The organism is Okeania sp. SIO2C2 (assembly GCF_010692625.1).
Lineage (GTDB): Bacteria > Cyanobacteriota > Cyanobacteriia > Cyanobacteriales > Microcoleaceae > Okeania > Okeania hirsuta.
Genome location: NZ_JAAHGM010000006.1, coordinates 89,406 through 106,986, shown reverse-complemented (window position 1 = coordinate 106,986; position 17,581 = coordinate 89,406). Strand labels below are relative to the sequence as shown.

The 17,581-nt window shown below is 36.4% G+C and carries 12 protein-coding genes and 1 pseudogene; 5 read left to right on the top strand and 8 right to left on the bottom strand.

Annotation, left to right across the window (positions count from 1 at the left end; translation table 11 throughout):
* Positions 1-33 precede the first annotated feature (33 nt).
* A complete protein-coding gene (locus F6K18_RS05740) occupies positions 34-447 on the top strand; it encodes a hypothetical protein (protein ID WP_287519413.1) in 414 nt (137 codons plus the stop codon).
* Positions 448-642: 195 nt separating this feature from the next.
* Positions 643-822, top strand: a complete 180-nt coding sequence (locus F6K18_RS05735) for a hypothetical protein (protein ID WP_287519412.1) — start codon at positions 643-645, stop codon at positions 820-822.
* A gap of 76 nt (positions 823-898) precedes the next feature.
* On the opposite strand, the gene F6K18_RS05730 is transcribed toward F6K18_RS05735, so the two are convergent.
* The 5 genes from F6K18_RS05730 to F6K18_RS05710 all read right to left on the bottom strand — a co-directional run bounded on the left by F6K18_RS05730 (position 899) and on the right by F6K18_RS05710 (position 12,274).
* Positions 899-2,287: an IctB family putative bicarbonate transporter gene (locus F6K18_RS05730; RefSeq protein WP_287519411.1), complete on the bottom strand. Its 1,389-nt coding sequence runs from the start codon at positions 2,285-2,287 to the stop codon at positions 899-901.
* A 484-nt stretch (positions 2,288-2,771) separates the two neighbouring features.
* A complete protein-coding gene (locus F6K18_RS05725) occupies positions 2,772-3,593 on the bottom strand; it encodes a sensor histidine kinase KdpD (RefSeq protein WP_287519409.1) in 822 nt (273 codons plus the stop codon).
* Positions 3,594-4,390: 797 nt separating this feature from the next.
* Positions 4,391-5,797: a 1-acyl-sn-glycerol-3-phosphate acyltransferase gene (locus F6K18_RS05720; RefSeq protein WP_287519407.1), complete on the bottom strand. Its 1,407-nt coding sequence runs from the start codon at positions 5,795-5,797 to the stop codon at positions 4,391-4,393.
* Positions 5,798-6,873: 1,076 nt separating this feature from the next.
* Entirely contained in the window at positions 6,874-11,190 is a 4,317-nt protein-coding gene (locus F6K18_RS05715) for a DUF2157 domain-containing protein (RefSeq protein WP_287519405.1), read from the bottom strand.
* Between the two features lie 334 nt (positions 11,191-11,524).
* On the bottom strand, positions 11,525-12,274 hold the full coding sequence (locus tag F6K18_RS05710; protein ID WP_287519403.1) for a metal ABC transporter ATP-binding protein: 750 nt from the start codon (positions 12,272-12,274) through the stop codon (positions 11,525-11,527).
* A 303-nt stretch (positions 12,275-12,577) separates the two neighbouring features.
* On the opposite strand from F6K18_RS05710, the gene F6K18_RS05705 reads away from it, so the two are divergent.
* The 3 genes from F6K18_RS05705 to F6K18_RS05695 all read left to right on the top strand — a co-directional run bounded on the left by F6K18_RS05705 (position 12,578) and on the right by F6K18_RS05695 (position 15,153).
* Positions 12,578-13,573, top strand: a complete 996-nt coding sequence (locus F6K18_RS05705; RefSeq protein WP_287519604.1) for a metal ABC transporter solute-binding protein, Zn/Mn family — start codon at positions 12,578-12,580, stop codon at positions 13,571-13,573.
* Positions 13,574-13,862: 289 nt separating this feature from the next.
* Positions 13,863-14,945, top strand: coding sequence for a hypothetical protein (locus F6K18_RS05700; protein WP_287519401.1), 1,083 nt, complete (start codon positions 13,863-13,865; stop codon positions 14,943-14,945).
* A gap of 73 nt (positions 14,946-15,018) precedes the next feature.
* Positions 15,019-15,153 carry a hypothetical protein gene (locus tag F6K18_RS05695; protein WP_287519612.1) on the top strand — a complete coding sequence of 45 codons (135 nt, stop codon included), beginning with the start codon at positions 15,019-15,021 and terminating at the stop codon, positions 15,151-15,153.
* Positions 15,154-15,257: 104 nt separating this feature from the next.
* Here the strand turns inward: F6K18_RS05695 and F6K18_RS05690 are convergent, their stop codons facing one another.
* The 3 genes and pseudogenes from F6K18_RS05690 to F6K18_RS05680 form a co-directional block, all read right to left on the bottom strand.
* On the bottom strand, positions 15,258-15,491 hold the full coding sequence (locus tag F6K18_RS05690) for a hypothetical protein (protein ID WP_287519399.1): 234 nt from the start codon (positions 15,489-15,491) through the stop codon (positions 15,258-15,260).
* 142 nt (positions 15,492-15,633) lie between these two features.
* Positions 15,634-16,068: pseudogene (locus tag F6K18_RS05685) on the bottom strand (GGDEF domain-containing protein).
* 41 nt (positions 16,069-16,109) lie between these two features.
* Positions 16,110-16,910: a CBS domain-containing protein gene (locus F6K18_RS05680; protein ID WP_287519397.1), complete on the bottom strand. Its 801-nt coding sequence runs from the start codon at positions 16,908-16,910 to the stop codon at positions 16,110-16,112.
* Between the last annotated feature and the right edge of the window lie 671 nt (positions 16,911-17,581).

The following is a 17,581-nucleotide window of genomic DNA, read 5'->3' as shown; positions in this document are numbered from 1 at the left end:
TTAGCAGGTCTTACGGGAGGAAAATCTACTTTTGTGACTGATACAGATGATATTCAAGTTAGTCTTAAAGATGAATTAAGTAGAAGAGAATACCTAGCAGCAATTAATGTTCAGTTAAAGATAGATATCGATACAAAGATTCCAATTATTTACTTGTATGGTCACGATGAAATAAAAGACCCGATTAGCAGAGCAGCGGTCTTCAAAGATGTTGAAGAGGCGAAAAGGAAGGCAAAAAGAGAAGTTGGAGTCAAATCAGAACCTGACTTGATAAATCAGGAAGAAGGTATCCGAATTTTTGTACCAGATTTAGCAGTTGGTGAAACCTATTGGATAGTTTTTGAATTAGCTATTCCTGAACCAAACAATCTAAATTCGATTGGGGAAGCAACAGTACAGTATGTCGATACATTTAAGCGCAAAAATCAAAAGCATCAACTTACCTGATCACCATCAGGAAATTTACCATCTGATTTAGTAACGGAACACGCTTTAGGTTTATGGACAAGTGAAGTAGCTTTCTATATCCTTGATGACTTTTATGCAAGAGATTTAGAAACTGCTGAAAAGCGGATTGAAAATCACGTTACTGTTCTTAAATCTGCTAATTTTGATTTAGATTCAGAACCAATTAGGGACGATGTGATTACTCTGAAAAAATTATTATCACTTGCTCAAAATCTTGGAAAGGCAGGAACATCTTCAGATACTCCTCGCCAACGTCGTCAATATTTTTTCATATATTCAGTTAGCGATTTTGGCAGAGTTAGAAATGGTTTTAACCGAATTAATTCTTCTGCTGTAAAAGTTTCTAATCCCTAATCATTAACATTAATTATTCCTTGCTTTAGGAGCATTCTTTTTTCTTCCTTGTACTATAAATTACTATTTGCTTAACTTAACTAATATTCTCCTTTCTCTGCTCCCCACCATAATAACTAGCAATAATAGCCACCATCAACCACCAAAGCGTATTAATTTGAGGACGATACCAAACCGTATCCACCAAACCATGAGCTATTAATCCTACCATCGCCACCATTGCCCCAATTAACCAATACCCTTGACGATCGCCTGCATCTCGCAAACGTCTTAAATTTAATACACCTTGATTGAATGTCACCAACAGCAACCATAAAAAAGCAGTAAAACCAATAAAACCAGTTTCCACAATAATTTCTAAAGGTACTGAATAAGCACTCAAAGCACTATAACGGGGTCGTTGATAAAGAGGATAGATTTTGTTAAACACATCATTCCCCGGTCCAATACCCAAAACCGGGCGATCGCGAATCATATCAAACACAGACATCCAGACATTCATCCGAAAATTATTACTACTATCTTGACGACCTGCAAAAATACTAAAAACGCGATCGCGCAAAGGCTCTAATAACACCACCGCCAGAATTAATAACCCTGCCAAACTTCCTACAGCTATTGGCAGCGACCAAGTTTGCCAAAAACTGGGCATATAGATGCTCCACCAATACCACATTAAAATTAACAGAGCAAACATCAAAGCTATAAACCCTATCCAACTGCCTCTACTACCTGTATAACGCAAACAAGCACAATTCACTAGCAACATTGTTACTGCCAACAATTTCTGTGGCCAACTACGCCAGGCGATAATTGCGACAAAGCTCAAAGCAATAGCAGGCAGCAAATATCCACCTAATAAATTAGGATTTCCCAAATAACTATACACGCGAGTAATGCCAGCTTGAGCAGAAGTAGGGTCGTTCCAGGTAGCAAGGGGTTCAACTTTGTCTATCCATTGACGAATACCGTAGAAACTGACTACCAAAGAAACCAATAAATAGATACTAATTAACCAAGAGCGGAGTTTAGGCGATCGTAATACCATTGCTCCTAAAACAAATAACAATAGATAAAGAGTTAACTTTACCCATCCACTAAAAGCAGCGGTTCTTGCTGGCGAAGTTGCCATTGCTAATGTGGCAATACCCCAATAAACGAATATCAGTAGATGAATAGGAGTTAAATATTCCTGAGTGTTATCTGAGACGGCAAGCAATACCCACAACCCAGCACCAGCTAGTAATAATAAACCAATCAGAGCAGTATTTACGAAAGGAGCTAGACTAAATACAATTGCCAGTAAGACAAAACCCAGAGCTTCTCCCCATTGCATTAACCAACTACCTCGTCGCCAGTTATGGAGGGAGCCATTAATTAAACCATAGAGGTAGCTAGCATTTAGCCATGGAGAGTTAGAAAAAGAAAGATTAGTTAATGTTAATTTCTGCCAAACTGAGTTCATATTATTATCAATTGGATAAATAATCTTACAAATAGTATAAGCAAGTAAAGAAAGTTATATAGCAGTCCTATTTTATTTGTGTATAAAAATCTTACCGCTTTTAGGGAACAGGGAACAGCGGTGCGACCCCGCGTCGGCGTCAGACGCAAGGGAACGCGCACCAAGAGAGGGAACAGGGAACAGGTAGAAGTTTCAGTTTTTTTATCTACTTTTTGATTACCCGCAACTTATTTAGGATTGCTATATTTGAGAATAATACAATACAGAATTTTGGCGTTGCTGAATTAGTGTATTATATTAACTTTAATTACTTAGGAGTCAGGATAAAGAAAAGTGCTTTTCTGTCAATTAAGTAAGGACAACATCTAATTTTGCCATTCAAAGAATGACTCTTAATTTACCTAAATCACTTATTTCATAACTTTTCATAACTCAAATCACCAATCCCATTATTTTAAATAAGAAGAAAACTATTTCCTATTCCCTACTTAGAAAGTGGCAGAGTTAAAATATATCGATAGCCTAATTCCGTAGAACCTTGAACCCAGAAAGAGCCACCATTTTGTTCAGCTAACTGACAACTTAATAGTAATGCCAATAGCTCGCGGGTAGGTTCAGCTGCAATATTTTCTCCTTGTATTGACGTTTTGTCAAAAACTATTGTTGTTAGTTCATCAAATGTTAGCTGTAATCTATTTAGCATTAAGCTAGACTGATTATCCTGGTTTTCAATCTCTGATAACTTGTGAGAATATAGTTGAGCATGAGGAAGATTATCTCCAAGAATAGGATGAGAAACCCACAGTGCAATCTTAAAATCTTCTTGCTTTTCAGACAAATGAATTTTTACTTCACTCCCTGAAACTGTAGATTTAATTACACTATAAATTAAGTTGTATAATGTTTGTTCTAAAATTGTTTTATCAAAAAAACAAACCCGGTCGCTAGATCCAGCTAATAATTGAACTTTGATCTGCTGATGAACTGTTTCTGCTTCTAGGTCTGTTACTATTTGCTGACAGATATTTTTCACATCAACAGGAGTTTTTTCTGAATTTTGGCCATACTCATATAGTTTTGTTAAACCAATAATTTCTTCAACTAGCAATCGTAAATATTGACTTCTTTCATGAATCACTTCTACATATTTTCTCTGCTTATCAGTTAGAGAACCATAGATTTCTTGGTGGAGAACACTTGCCATCCCCATCACAGAAGTTAAGGGAGTTAACATTTCTTGGCTCAAAAGACTTAGTAGCTTATTTTTAATTAAATTAGAGGATTTAATAATAGATTCTTTAGTCATTACAAAAAATTAGGCGGGAGATAGTTTTGTCAAGTTTTATTAGTGGTATAGCAGAAGGAAGAAGGCAGAATAAAAAATATTGTGTTGTCTGAGTTTTAAGCTTTTGATATGTCCTCACCTCCCCTTCAACTGCTGTACTAATTCACTCAAATTATTTCACAAATAATTCAAAACTTGGTATTTGAAATAATTTTCTAAATTTATTTTCAGTCAAAGCTTTTAATCTATATATTTATAATTTTATAGCAGATATACAGTGAAAAAAAATTTATCCTGATTGGGACATCATCAGTCTATATCCGCGCCCTACTTGTCTATTGCTATAATTTTTAACTTTCGATTTCTGTTTAAGTAGTTAACTAGCTATCAACATTTCAGCATTTCCGTACCGGAATGCTCCGCAAACAGCCTTCAGCGGGCTAAAAGCTTGGGTTTAAATTCTCGAGTTCTAGCTTATCGTTTAATTTTATAGCACTAGGCAAATAAGGCGCGGAATTTATAAATGCTCAAAGTTAGTCAGGGATTACTTTTGTACGGACAAACGGCCGAAAGCTTGCGCATAACGATCGTTAACGCCACTACTGACTTATGACTTTTGACTTGCGCGTAGCGTTATAGGAGGGGTCGCGTATCCACTTCTCAAAAGCTGACTGCTAAACGCCTAGCGGCTGTTTGCGGAGCATTTCAGACCGAAACGCTTTTTAAACCGAATTAACCGAATTAATTGTATATTTTATTTTCTATTCCCTATTCCCTTTTCCCTACAAATGTTAAATTAATTTTTGGCACAGATACTATCATTGAATCGTTTCTTCCAGTGCCTTTTGCAAATCTTGAGTCAGCTCTGATATAGCTGTACGACGTTTAGTTTTGTAACTCTCCCAACGCTGGGAAACAGAAATTGGTTGTCCCACTGTCATGTATACTATTTGTTTTCCTAGTATCGGACGCTTGAGAGGATTACCGCCCTTAATGCGATTAATCATATCCCATATTAGTAGAGTTGTATCAGAAAACCTTTCTACTGTCGGTTTTTCCGTAATATATTTGCCACTAACCGCAACAAAACTTTCGACTAATCTCATGTGCCACATTCGCAGACTAGCCTCTTGTGCAAGTCGGTCTGCAAGACCTCTGTCTACAGGAGAAAGAGTCGCCAAATTTTCAATATCTTCTCTATATATAAAATCCCAACCCGCTTGTTCTAAACGACGACAACGATCTATAAAATTACCGTTGGCCTGAATTTGAAAATATTCTTCTGCCACTTCCAAAGCAACATCAAGAAGAGCATTGAGGCGAGTGGCGATCATTTCATTCATTTGGTCATCTATTAAAGATTGTTGGGAAGAACTTTCTTGAGTTAACTTAGGTAACTCTCGATGGTAAAATTTTACATAAAATTCTTCCATTTTTTCTAATAAATGACCTCCTAATCTCAAAAGTCGTTGGTATAGTGCAGAAGGTGCTAATTTTTGCTGATGAGAAAGATTTTCTGAACTTGAAAACAAACCACTATCTTTTTCCAGCTTACTTAAAAGTCGCTCTATATTTTCCCATGGTTCACCCAAGTACTTGTATTGAATACCTATTGGTACAATTAAAACTTCTTCAGAACGAGTTGCTTGATGTATATCTTCAACACACCAAAATCCCATCTGGGCAATACCAGGCTCTAAGGGACTAACTCTTTCATTATGGCCATTAGTACCTCCTTCTGGAGCAGCCATCATTGGTAAACTGCCATTGGCAAATAATTCACGAGCTGATTTTAGTCCCTGACGGTCTATTTTTCCTCGGTGAATTGAACTTCCTCCTAAATATGAATACCATTTACCTACAAAATCACCAGCCCATAAAGGAATACCTCGGTCAAAGAGAAAATGATAGTGGAGAAGAGATGGAAGGGTAATTCCTTGTTGTTTAGCAAATTTGGGCAATAGATACCAGATCATATATCCCATACAGTAAGGGTCGTTGGCACTAGGATGACGGAATGCCATCAGAAAGCGGTTTTTCCCGTGATGGAAGTTTTGATATAGTTGGGCTAAGGTTTCTAGGTTATCTGCTTGTACGTCGGCGACAGACACTTGGTACTTAAGCCACCAAGGTAACATTAGCTTTGTACCTAGTCGTACCAGTGGCTTGAAGTTGGGTGGAATATATTTTAGGGGTGGTTGAACGTGGATGGTTGAGTGGGACATTAAAATTTATCAGTTACTTATGGGTTAAATATTAGATTGTCCTGCGAGCTATTTGTCTATTCCCTACTTTCTAATGCTTCTACCCTTTTTTCTAGTAACAGTATTCTATGAATTAGAGGTGTAATATCTTTATCCTTAAGATGAAAATATCTTCTGTAAGAATACAAAGAATTGACACATTAATTCTAGATCAAATGCTGTATACATAAGTATATTAGAATCGGCCCACCATTCAATAATTGATAATTGATAATTGATAATTGATAATTACCGAAAAATTAAGGTATAAAGCCTCTCCATTCATGGAGAAAAAAGCGGTCGAGGGATGGCGAGGTCTCCTCGCCATATCCAATCGACCAAGAGAAGAAAAAAATTCCTTTTAACCCAATCCTCTTCTTTTCAAGGAGAGGTAATTCTAAATTCTTAATTCTTAATTCTAAATTATTGAACTCTCCCTACTAAAAGGAAAAGGATTGAATAAAAGGAAAATTAATTCATTGTTTCTCCTTTAAAGGAGAGGATTTTTACCTTAATTATTCGGTAAAATCAAAAGTAATACAGCAATCCTTCATTTCAGTTAACAGTTATCAGTTATCAGTACCTCTGCAATAAGGAGACTTGACATTAAGGAAAATGTAAATATTCAGCCGTCAGCTATTAATTTTGGGTCTGTGTAAAAGCAACCTTTGAGATTGAAAAAGAATAAAAAGTTACTGCCAAAGTCCCTGGACAAAACCTAAGAAGTAATTATTCATTACTAATTGCTGTTTGCGTAGCATTCCGTAGGAATAGCTGACTGCTGATAGCTGAATGCTTACAGGAAAATTCTTTTTTTATCCTCTTAAAAGGGGATGCTTTAGACCACAATTTATTGGTAAATAACTATTTATAAATTATTTATACACAAACATATTTTTTTGATTTTTTTTCATATAGAATCTGCCTATCTAATATATCTTTATAATTCTATAATTACTTCAATATCCAATCTCCCCTACTCTCCACACTCCCCACACTCCCCTACTCCCCCACTCCCCCACTCCCCCACTCCTCTACTCCCCTACTCCCCTACTCCCTTACTTCCACTCTTCTAATTCTTCTATCCAATTTTGCAATAAATTATTAATTTGTTCTCGTCGAGTTTCAAAACTTGCAGCTATCCAAATAAAGACAATTCCTACTATTAAACCAATTATCCACTTGAAAAAAGAGTAAAGAGAATTTAGGACAATTAGTTGGTTAAAAGCATTGATTAAAAATGTGACTGTTCCTACATAAAGAAAAGCTCTAGTTCGTAACCCTAATCCTGCGAAAATGGCAATTACACTAATTATTCCTGGTAGTAAACCAGTCCATTGATTTTCTAATAAAGCGATAAAACAAATTATTCCACTGCCAAAAAGTCGTAAGTTATGCCGAAGATTTTTATTCTTAGGTAATTTCAGAATTGGATCGACTTTAGCGATATAAAGTAATGATAATCCGATGGGAGTAATGTAAATTAATGTCTGAAGAGATGCTCCTAAATTATTGAGCCAAATTACAAAAGCGCAATTAATTAAACCGACACTAATATAAGTTAATCGTATTTGCCGATCTACTTTGGCAATTACAATATAAAATCCTGCTGTTATGAGAATTGAAGCATACCAATACCAAGGTGGAGCGGTGTCTAATCTTAAGTTGGTAAGAAATATAGTTACTATTGGCATAATTACAGCAATTCGTCGCCAAGGTTGTAGAGGCCATCCCCAATTTTCCCAAGGTAATAAATAGATAAAGTAAGAAATTATGGCAGTTATTGCACTTAGCCAATATCGTAAAATTTCTGTGATGGAAAGTAGGTTGATTATATAGATGGCAACGGCATATCCTTCTAAAAATCCTACATAAATCCAGCTTTCTGCTTGTTGTAAACTGGAATTATTTTTGCCTTGCATAATTGCATAGCGAGTCAAAAGTATTGCTGTGGTTAATCCTAATATTGGATTGGATTTGAGATTAAGTATTACTAATAAAAGTAAGATTGAGCTGCTGACTGCCCAATGTATATGGGCAATATTTTTAATTTCTGTTTCTGTGATTTTTAAGTAATCTAATAACCAAGGAGATAATAATCGATAACTATAAGTGATGGTTGTTCCAAGGCTGGCATAAGCAATTAATTTATCTGCTAATGGCAGGGAATAAGTTTGATATAAAAGTAGTTCGGAAGCAGCACAGGATATTCCGAGGATACCTAAGTATAATATTGGCTTTAATATGGTTTTTCTCCTGCCTATTCCAATCAATATAAATGATAGAGCTAAGGAAGTTAAACCAGTCCAATTTTCAAAAGTACCTACACGGAATAAAGCGCCTAAAATACCATAAAGTAATGGCATTACTTGCCAACATCTAGGCAAATTATTAATACCTAATTTTCTTTGTAAGCAATCTCCTAAAATTTGAGTCGATAATCCTAATCCAATATTAGCTATTGCTAAATTTATTGTTGATTTATCTACAAATCCTAAAGTTTCAACTATTAGTAATCCTAAAGCCCAAGCAAAACTATAAACTGTGGCAGTAGACTGAACAAAATTATGGAGACTAAATGTAATTGATGAGTTTTCTGCTGCTTGTTTAATCGAGCCTCGATAGCCAATGGCAAATAATATCAAAATAGCAGAAATAATTACTGTGATTGAGGGATTAATAGTTTGCCAATAAATGCCGAAAGAGTGGATTGTTAAGAAGATTAATTCTAAACTACAGAGAGTAATTGCCCAACCATCTATTGCTTGAGTATAAATATTAGATAATTGCCCTGGTAATCTAATTATTCGAGAGTACAAAAACCATAAAATTACTAAAAATATACTAATCGTTAATAACCACCCCGCTCCAGAAACAGGAGGTAAACCTAATACACCTTCACCCAGGCAAAAACTCACGAAAACTAAGACGAAGCCTACTGTAATATTTGCTGCTGTTTGAGTTATTAAGTATTTAGTATTAATCAACATTAAAGCTGTGCCTAAACCCAAACCAATTAATCGAGTTTCTGGCTGCCACAAAGTTAAAATTTGTAGCATAATTACAGCAGCTACACTTAAACCACTTGCTCTTTTTCTGAAAGATATTATTTGATTTTTTTCTTTTGGGTTTAATATCCCACCGTCACCCACGGTGTTTCCAATTGGTTGGAGTTTGAGTCCCCATCCACTTTTTCCAATTTCCATCCTTTCTTCTTCCTTCTTCTTTCTTCCTTCTTCAAAGGTTTGAGTCCCCATCCACTTTTTCCAAGTTTGCTCCTTCCTTCTTCCTTCTTCCTTCTTCCTTCTTCCTTCTTCTTTCTTCCTTCTTCCTTCTTCACTAGCAATAATTGTTAAAGCTAGAGGGGTAATAAACCAAATAATTCCCCATTTTGCTGATAATTGGCAATTCATAACCATGCAAATATCGGATGGGAAAAATTCTAACTTACTCAACCATAAAATATAACTAATAACTGCTAAAACTAAAGCAAGATACCAAGAACTGAAACAGAAACAACTTAATAATGAAATAGAGGATGTGGGTGTGACTATTCTTGTTTCTGCTGTTATCTTTGTCTGGAAACTAAATATTCCCCATTCAGCCACCATAATTACTGAGCAAATTATTGCCCACATTTCTAAACTTATACTGGGCAAGAAATAATTAATCCCAGAAAATATTGATAATAAACCAGTGATATGAGTTAGATAAACAAGACTAACTTTAATAGATTGACGACGAGAGGTAAAAATAGCAAGAGTAATAGTTGAACCTAAGAAATTGAGAAATATAACTAGAGGATTTTGCCAAGATAATATATTTAAAAATATTCCAAAACCTAAGCAAATTTTCTCGCTAAACTTAGCTAGGTTAATTTGTTGACGACGATAAATCCAATCTGTTGCCCAGACCATAAATATTAAGTAGGGAAACCAAGCTAAACTGAGTAATGATTCTGGTGAATTTTGGGCGTTGAAAATTTTGGTTGTTGTAGTAATTAACGTTTGTCTAGTTGGAACTGGAATTAATCGCCATCCTAACCAAGTTGTTTGTAAACCAATCAGAAAAATTGCAGATAGGTTAATACATCGCCAAGACTTTTGTAGATTTTCTGCTAGTAAAAATAAACCAATAATACTAATGATGAATGCCTGCCAAGGTTGAGCATTTACTGAAACCAACCACCCGATTAACAGTAAACTAATCCCAATTCTATTTTGTACAAATAATTTTCTTTGAATTTGATTATTCTTTAATAAAATCCATCCACTAATCCCTAAAGCTAATCCTAATTTTGTAATATCTACATTGGCAACAAAAATTGCTCGAACTAACAAAATTCCTAAAGCATAAATTACTATCGCAATTCCTGTTAATGGGTCTCCAGTAGTAGTTTGATTTTCAATTTCTCTGATTTTTTCAGTAGGTGGAGTTTGGTTCTGATAAATAGTAGCGATCGCTGTACCAATAACTCCTAAATAAATTGCCAGAATTGGAAATCCTGAAAATCTCCAACCATAATGTAAATAACTCAGACTTAATAAGTTCAGCGAAGCAATTGAAATCCAATTTGTAGAGACAGAATTATTGAATTTTTTATCTTTTTCTTTTGGGTTTAATACGTCGCCTTCTACAGGGTGTTGACAATTAGTTGGGGTTTGAGTCCCCATCGACTTTTTCCTCTCCCCTTTCAAAGGAGGGGGGATGCCTTCTTTTTCCCCCCTTTCAAAGGGGGGTAAGGGGGGATGCCTTCTCCCTTCTTCAATAAAGTAAATGATTATGCTAGTGAGCAAGAGAGAAGTGATCGCTACTATTAACCATTCCCCAATATTTCCCCACAAACCTAAACCGTCTATTGCCCAAAAATTTACAGGTACTAACAGTAATGTCACCAATCGTAATGTCTCAGAAGTTAACCGCAAACCTCCTATTTTTTTAGTCCAAAATGTCGCTCCCCAAAAGCATAATGTATATGCAAAAAGTACTAAATATTGTCCGGTGGGTGGAAATTTTTCCCACTGACTAGCAGCAAGTAATCCAGAAGATATAACCACCATAAATAAACCTAAAAAAAGCAGCCATCGGAGGCTGATTTCTGCCATCAATGACTGTAATAATTTAGCGATTAAATTAGGAGATTTTTTGGTGGGAATATTAGAAGTAATAGGTGGTAAATCTGTTTCTTTTTGAGTTGTTTGAATATTAGTTGGTAATGTGGGTTTAGTTTCGATAAATTGTGGTAGTGGTAGTGGAGAACTTAAATATTTTTGGCATAATTTCCTAACTTCATCATCGGAAATTAAACCTAGGCGTAACCAAATATCTAAACCTTCTAATAGTTGTGGATGAGTTCGATCGATATTGATTAACATTCAATTTTATAGCGCTACGCGTCAGGGAACAGGGAACAGGGAACAGGGAAAAGAAAAGAATAAAAACAACTGTACCTAATAGCTTCGGAAACTGCTGCATTAATTATACATATTAAACGACTTATAGAAGTCGGGAATTTAAACCCAAGCTTCTCAGATACCATTAGACATCTCTTCCACAAGAGGGAGTAGGGAGAAATAATTGATAATTTCTATGGGATAATTGAGTTGATTTTTTATTATTGGAGATGTCTATTACATAAGCACAAATTTTTAGGCTGATAGATGTTTGCGGAGCATTCCGTTACGGAAAGCACTAATAGCTGATAGCTAGTTAAGCAATTTTCGCTAAAGGTTCTGAAAAGAAACCAACTTTACCTCCATAAGCACGATATAAATTTTCTTCCTGCAATACAACCTGCCGCTCGCCAACAGCAATTAACTCTTTATTTAACAAAATCAAATCATCAAAATTAGTAATAGATTCCCCTAAATCATGATTAACAACTATGACAATTTTTCCAGCATTTGCTAATTCATGAAAAATCCCAAAAATAATATTTTCCGTTTTCTGGTCAACCCCAACAAACGGTTCATCAAAACAAAAAATATCCGCTTCCTGAGCTAATGACCTTGCTAAAAATACCCGTTGCTGCTGACCACCAGAAAGTTGACCAATGGGGCGATCGCGATAACCATCCATCCCCACCCTGGCCAATGCCTCCATCCCTATCTGCCGACTCACCGTAGAAAAGCGACGAAACCAACCTGTTTTTGCTACCCGTCCCATCATTACCACATCCCAGACAGTGGCCGGATAAGTCCAATCAATTTGCGACCGCTGAGGTACATAAGCAATTACTTTTAACTGCTCTGAAAGAGATTTGTCATTATAGATAACATAACCCTCACTTACAGGAATTAACCCTAACATTCCCTTTAAGAGGGTACTTTTACCCGCACCATTTGGTCCAATAATACCAGTTAATTTCCCTGCTTGTACCTGTAGGGTAATGTCTCGCAACGCTTCAACGGTACGATAATGGACTCTTAAATGACTTACTGTAATTTTAGTCTGATTCATTAATTTAGACTCCTGTAAATTATCGCTTTTGATTCCTGGAAATATAGTGCTACGCGCAAGTCAGAAGTCAGAACTCAGAAGTCAGAAGTGATATTAATGGAACTTAAAACCTCTACTCTACAATAATTTCAACTTATTATTTGACTTCATCAGTTACCAACTATTTATGACACTTTTTAAGTGAATTGGTATAACTATTAACCTTGTAATACTTTTCCTTCTTCCTTCTGCTAAATCAAAAATATGAAAACAATATGATATACATTATGAAAGGAATATGAAAAGTTGTCAATTAAAATGAAAATGAAATTAAGCAGTATTTCTACTCAAGGTTTCCCACAAAAGTTGTGGCCAGCATTAGGAATTTTATTGGGATTATGGATAAGTAGCTGTGCCTCCCCATTTTCAGACGGTAATGAAAAAAAACCTAAAGTAGTTTCCACTAATACCATCATTGCCGATATGACAGAAAAAATAGGTGAGGATGAAATTGAGCATCAAGGAATTATGGAACCCGGAGCTGACCCCCATATTTATGAACCTGTGCCTGCTGATAGTGTGGCTTTTGAGGAAGCGGACTTAATTGTTTACAATGGCTACAATTTGGAACCTGGTTTAATTAAACTGATGAATGCTGCTGGTATAAAAGCCCAAAAATTGGCCGTGGGGGAAAAGGTGACACCATTGCAAAATCCAGATCAGGGCGAGTTAGTGCCAGACCCCCATGTTTGGGGTGATGCAAAAAATGGGATTTTGATGGTAAATGGAATTCGGGATGCTTTGATTAATTTGTCGCCGGAAGATAAAGAGTTGTTTACGGAGAATGCAGCGAGACTAACTGAGGAGTTACTGGCAGTTGATACTTGGATTAGCGAACAAATAGCAACTATTCCAGAAAGTAAGCGCCGATTGGTGACAACCCATGATGCTTTTGAATATTATGTCAGAGCTTATGGTTTAGAGATGACTGGAACTTTAATTGGGATGAGTACCGAAGAGCAACCCAGTGCAAAGACAGTGAAAAATTTGGCAGAGGAAATTAAGAAAACTGGAGTACCTGCAATTTTTGCTGAGACAACAATTAATCCTCAGTTGATCACAACTGTAGCTCAGGAAGCAGGAGTAAAGTTAGCGCCAAGAGAGTTATATTCTGATTCTATTGGCGCTCCAGGTAGTGAGGGAGATAGCTACGTTAAAATGTTAGTGTCTAATACTCAAGTAATAGTAGAAGCTTTAGGTGGGAAATATACTGCCTTTGAGTGGGAAAAAAAATCTACTCCGGCAGTACAACCGCAGTAACTAGATTTACTGCAGCGCTATCGCGGTGGGGTTAAGTTATGGTTATGCTAAGACAGTAATTAAGAAATATAATTAACAAGGAGAACAAAGAATCAAGAATCAAAGAAGAACTAAACAAAATCATGGTAGAGGGAAAAAACCATGATTATAATGAACAACAACATCGCTCTAGATAACTATTTTTTCTCTAGTTACATTTTATTACACTTTTGTGGTTCACCCATATGAAAAGTGCTGTAATTGATAAAATAAATCTATATCATTTCAACCAAATATTTGGACAAACTAGATGATCATTTCTACCTATGTAAAAAAATTATCAATAGTTACAGCTAGTGCTGTCTTGAGTTGGGCTGGGATAGGAACTAACCCACTGCCATCTAAAGCCGCTGTTATTTTTGGCAATGATGGGTTATCTGGAGGATTTCGATGGGATGCAGCTCCCCGGACAATTAATGGAAATGAACGGTCGCTCGATGGTGGACTCCGATATTCATTACAAGGTGGTTCTTATCAAGCCTATCGAGATTTATTCACCTGGGATGTAGTACCTAGTGTCTCTGAGTTTCAAAATGCGATTGAAAGTGCGTTCAACGCCTGGACTTTGATTGACCCAGTATCTGGACTGGGAACGGATTTGTTTTTCGTGGCTGACCTGGAGACCGAGGTTGTCGGTACTGGAACAGGCGGTGTGAACACAGCAGGAGCTGAGATTGACCTCTTAGCAGCTATTGATGGAACTTTCTGGAACCCAGGAGATTCTGGACAACGGGGTGAAAGCTTCTTCCGAGCTTCCTTTGGTGATGTTACCCTAACTTCCGGCACTACTGATTATAGTGGTGGGGGTGCTATCTCTGGAGCGGACATCACCCTTAACAACAATCCTGAAGCCGTTTATTCCCTGGACTTTTTCCAGCTACTGCTGACCCATGAGATTGGTCATGCTATCGGTATGGGAGACGTTGAATTCAATATCAATCCTGGTGTTTTCATTGACGATAACTTTGATGGCAGCAGCAGCGAGACAGCTCTAGCCACCTTGACCAATTCATGGGCTAATTTGGTTGACCCATTTAACCCAGCAGCTTCACCTTTATCTCTGTTTGATGTTCCCAACGCTGACCCCGGCATTGATACCTTTGGTGTTGATATTCTGATGGAAAGCTTTATTCCAAGCACTTTAATTGGTGACCCAAACCCATTGCGTAACGATGACTACGGTGTCCGCCAGTTCCTTTATCCATTTGTCCAAGTTGCTCCTGTTCCTGAACCGACTTCTACGCTAGCTCTAATCGTAATTGCTGGTCTTGGTACAGGAAGTACCCTATTAAACAAGCGAGTATCTTCCCGGAAAGAAGAGTCTAACAATTAGACGGCTGGCAGGAACAATCCCTAATTTATCGTCCTGGACGAGTGCGATTGAGAGACCCTAATTAGTTTGTTCTATGGGATTAACGTCCCGTTTTTTTGTGGGGGTTGGTTTTTCCAACAATCATCAAACTTTTGACACCATCTCTCAAAGCAAGGAGGCAACTGCTGTAGGAGTTGTTTCTTTCATCGCCATGACATCTTCGAGGTAAAACCCTTGGTTGACAAGCATTATAGACTAATTTTGCTCATTAAGTTGTGTAAGTCCCAATAGTTAAATTTGCACCGACACTAGCGATCGCCTGTCAAATTCTAGCTAAAGTATTATGACTTCTTCCTTCTTTTTCCATTCAGCTATTTTGACATCACATTCCAGACAGCTAGGATTTTCTATTTTCAACAGCTTGATTTGATCGAACAATCCGCCATATAACTCCTGATTAATTGTTATAAATAATAATGAGTTAACTACTACAATAACTTGACTAATAACTGTTAGTGTAGCTCCTCCGTAGGAGGTTAACTGTTCGCTAAAATGACTTATTTTCATTGGGCTTAATTTGATTTTGCTTCAATAAAACTGCTTATTTCTGTTATGACCCTTAATATTTATATATGACTTATTTCTTTATGCTTAATTCAGATTTTTTTAAAATTTCTTAATTAAAAAAAACATAAAATTAAGATTAAGTTTACTGCTTTAATTGATACAAAACAACTCGATTACGCCCTGCTTTCTTCGCCTGATACAAAGCTTCATCAGTCCGTTGAATAATATTTTCTCCTGTAGTTCCATGTAGAGGAAAACAAGCCACTCCAAGAGAAACAGTGATATGTAGCAGAGTTTATCCTTGATTTTGTAATGATAATTACCTCACTCCAGAACAAATCATTTATGCTCTTTGTTGAGCAATCTTTAGAGGAGTATTAGTTGATATCACAGTCATTTATTCTCCACCGTAACGACAAACAATATCATATTTTCTAACTTGTTTCTGTAAAAACTGCGCTACTTTTTGGAGAACAATATCTCCTACATTGTGACCATAAGTATCGTTAAACTGTTTAAAGCGATCGATATCTACCATGATAATACTTAGAGGTTGTTGATAACGTTTCGCTTTGATAACAAAATGTCAGAAAACCCTGGAAACAGTTTTTTGATAAATTATGCTAGCATTTTTTTCGTATCTTCAATTTTTTCGCAAGCTTGTAAAAAATCTATCATTTGGTTAATAGTTGCCATTTCTTGGTTGTGTTGATCCAGTCTATTTACTGATTCTTGCAAACTCTCTACCTGTTGCTCTAGATGATTATTATTACGATGCAACATTTCAATTTTTTCAGTTTGTAGGCGATCGACTTCCTGTTGCAATATCTGAATCATTCCATGCATATCCACAGGATTCAGATTTTCCAACAAGCTAGTTTGTGTGACGAGTCCTAACCATTGGCCATCACTACCACATACTACTAATCGTTGTACTCGCAACCTTTGCATTTGTTGATGAGCTTTCCATAAGCTATCAAACGGAGTCAAACTCTGTAAAGGAGTACTCATAACTTCTGAAGCTTTGAATTGTTTGATATTCATCCCCAGTGCTTGAAATTGCACAATATCTCTTTGTGTGACAATTCCAATAGGATATAATCTCTGTTGTGGATCTGTGCGAATTATTACTATACAACTAACTCGATACTTTACCATTTTTTCTACCAAAGTAAATATAGATAGATCTGGCGTTCCATGAATAACATCAGTAGTCATTACTTCTTTTACCTGTCGATGTTTAAGTAAATCAACTGATTTTAAAGAATTGCGGAGACTTGCAACTGTAATCAAACCCACTAATTCCCCTGTATTGGATAGTACTGGTAGATGACGAATTTTATGCTGCCGAAAACAATTGACAACTTTAAAAATATCTTCGATCTCTGAAGCAATTATTGTAATCAACTTCTGAGTCATCACATAATATCAAATCCGCTCGAGTTCGGTATAAAAAAAATTTTCATCTTCATCCAAGAGCAAATGTTTCGCGCATTCTCTTCCCTCCTGAGGAGGTCCTCCTGAGGAGGTCCTCCTAGATTAACTATCTAATTACACCGATGCTACCGGATTTGATATAATTTATCATTTCCCTTATGGGTTTAATACCCCACCGTCTACACGGTGCTCAAAATTGTTTGGGGGAGAGAATCCCCATGCAATTTTCCCTCCTGACTCCTGACTCCTGACTCCTGACTCCTTCTTCAATTTCAAATTTTTCAGAGAAATTTATTGGGCAATTAAGCGTACTATATCCCGCTCGGTTAGTATTCCTAATAGTGGGGTTGCACATTATGGAATGATATTGCCAAAAATTAGTTTAGACTTTGACTAAAAATAACCATTAATTAATCATTCTAGCAATTGATTAATCCACAATCCAATTCAATCAAAAATCTCAAATCATTCGTCGCTGTGCAACGTCCTAATAGTTGATGATTTTCTACTACTAATCAACAACTCGATCGCTTGTTTGACTCTATACTTTGATTTGATTGTGTAACTGCATCAACCCCCTCATCTTTTTTTCTGAGTTAACTTAGATGATATATTGCTTCAGTCAGTGGCATATCTGATCCTCTTATACCAAT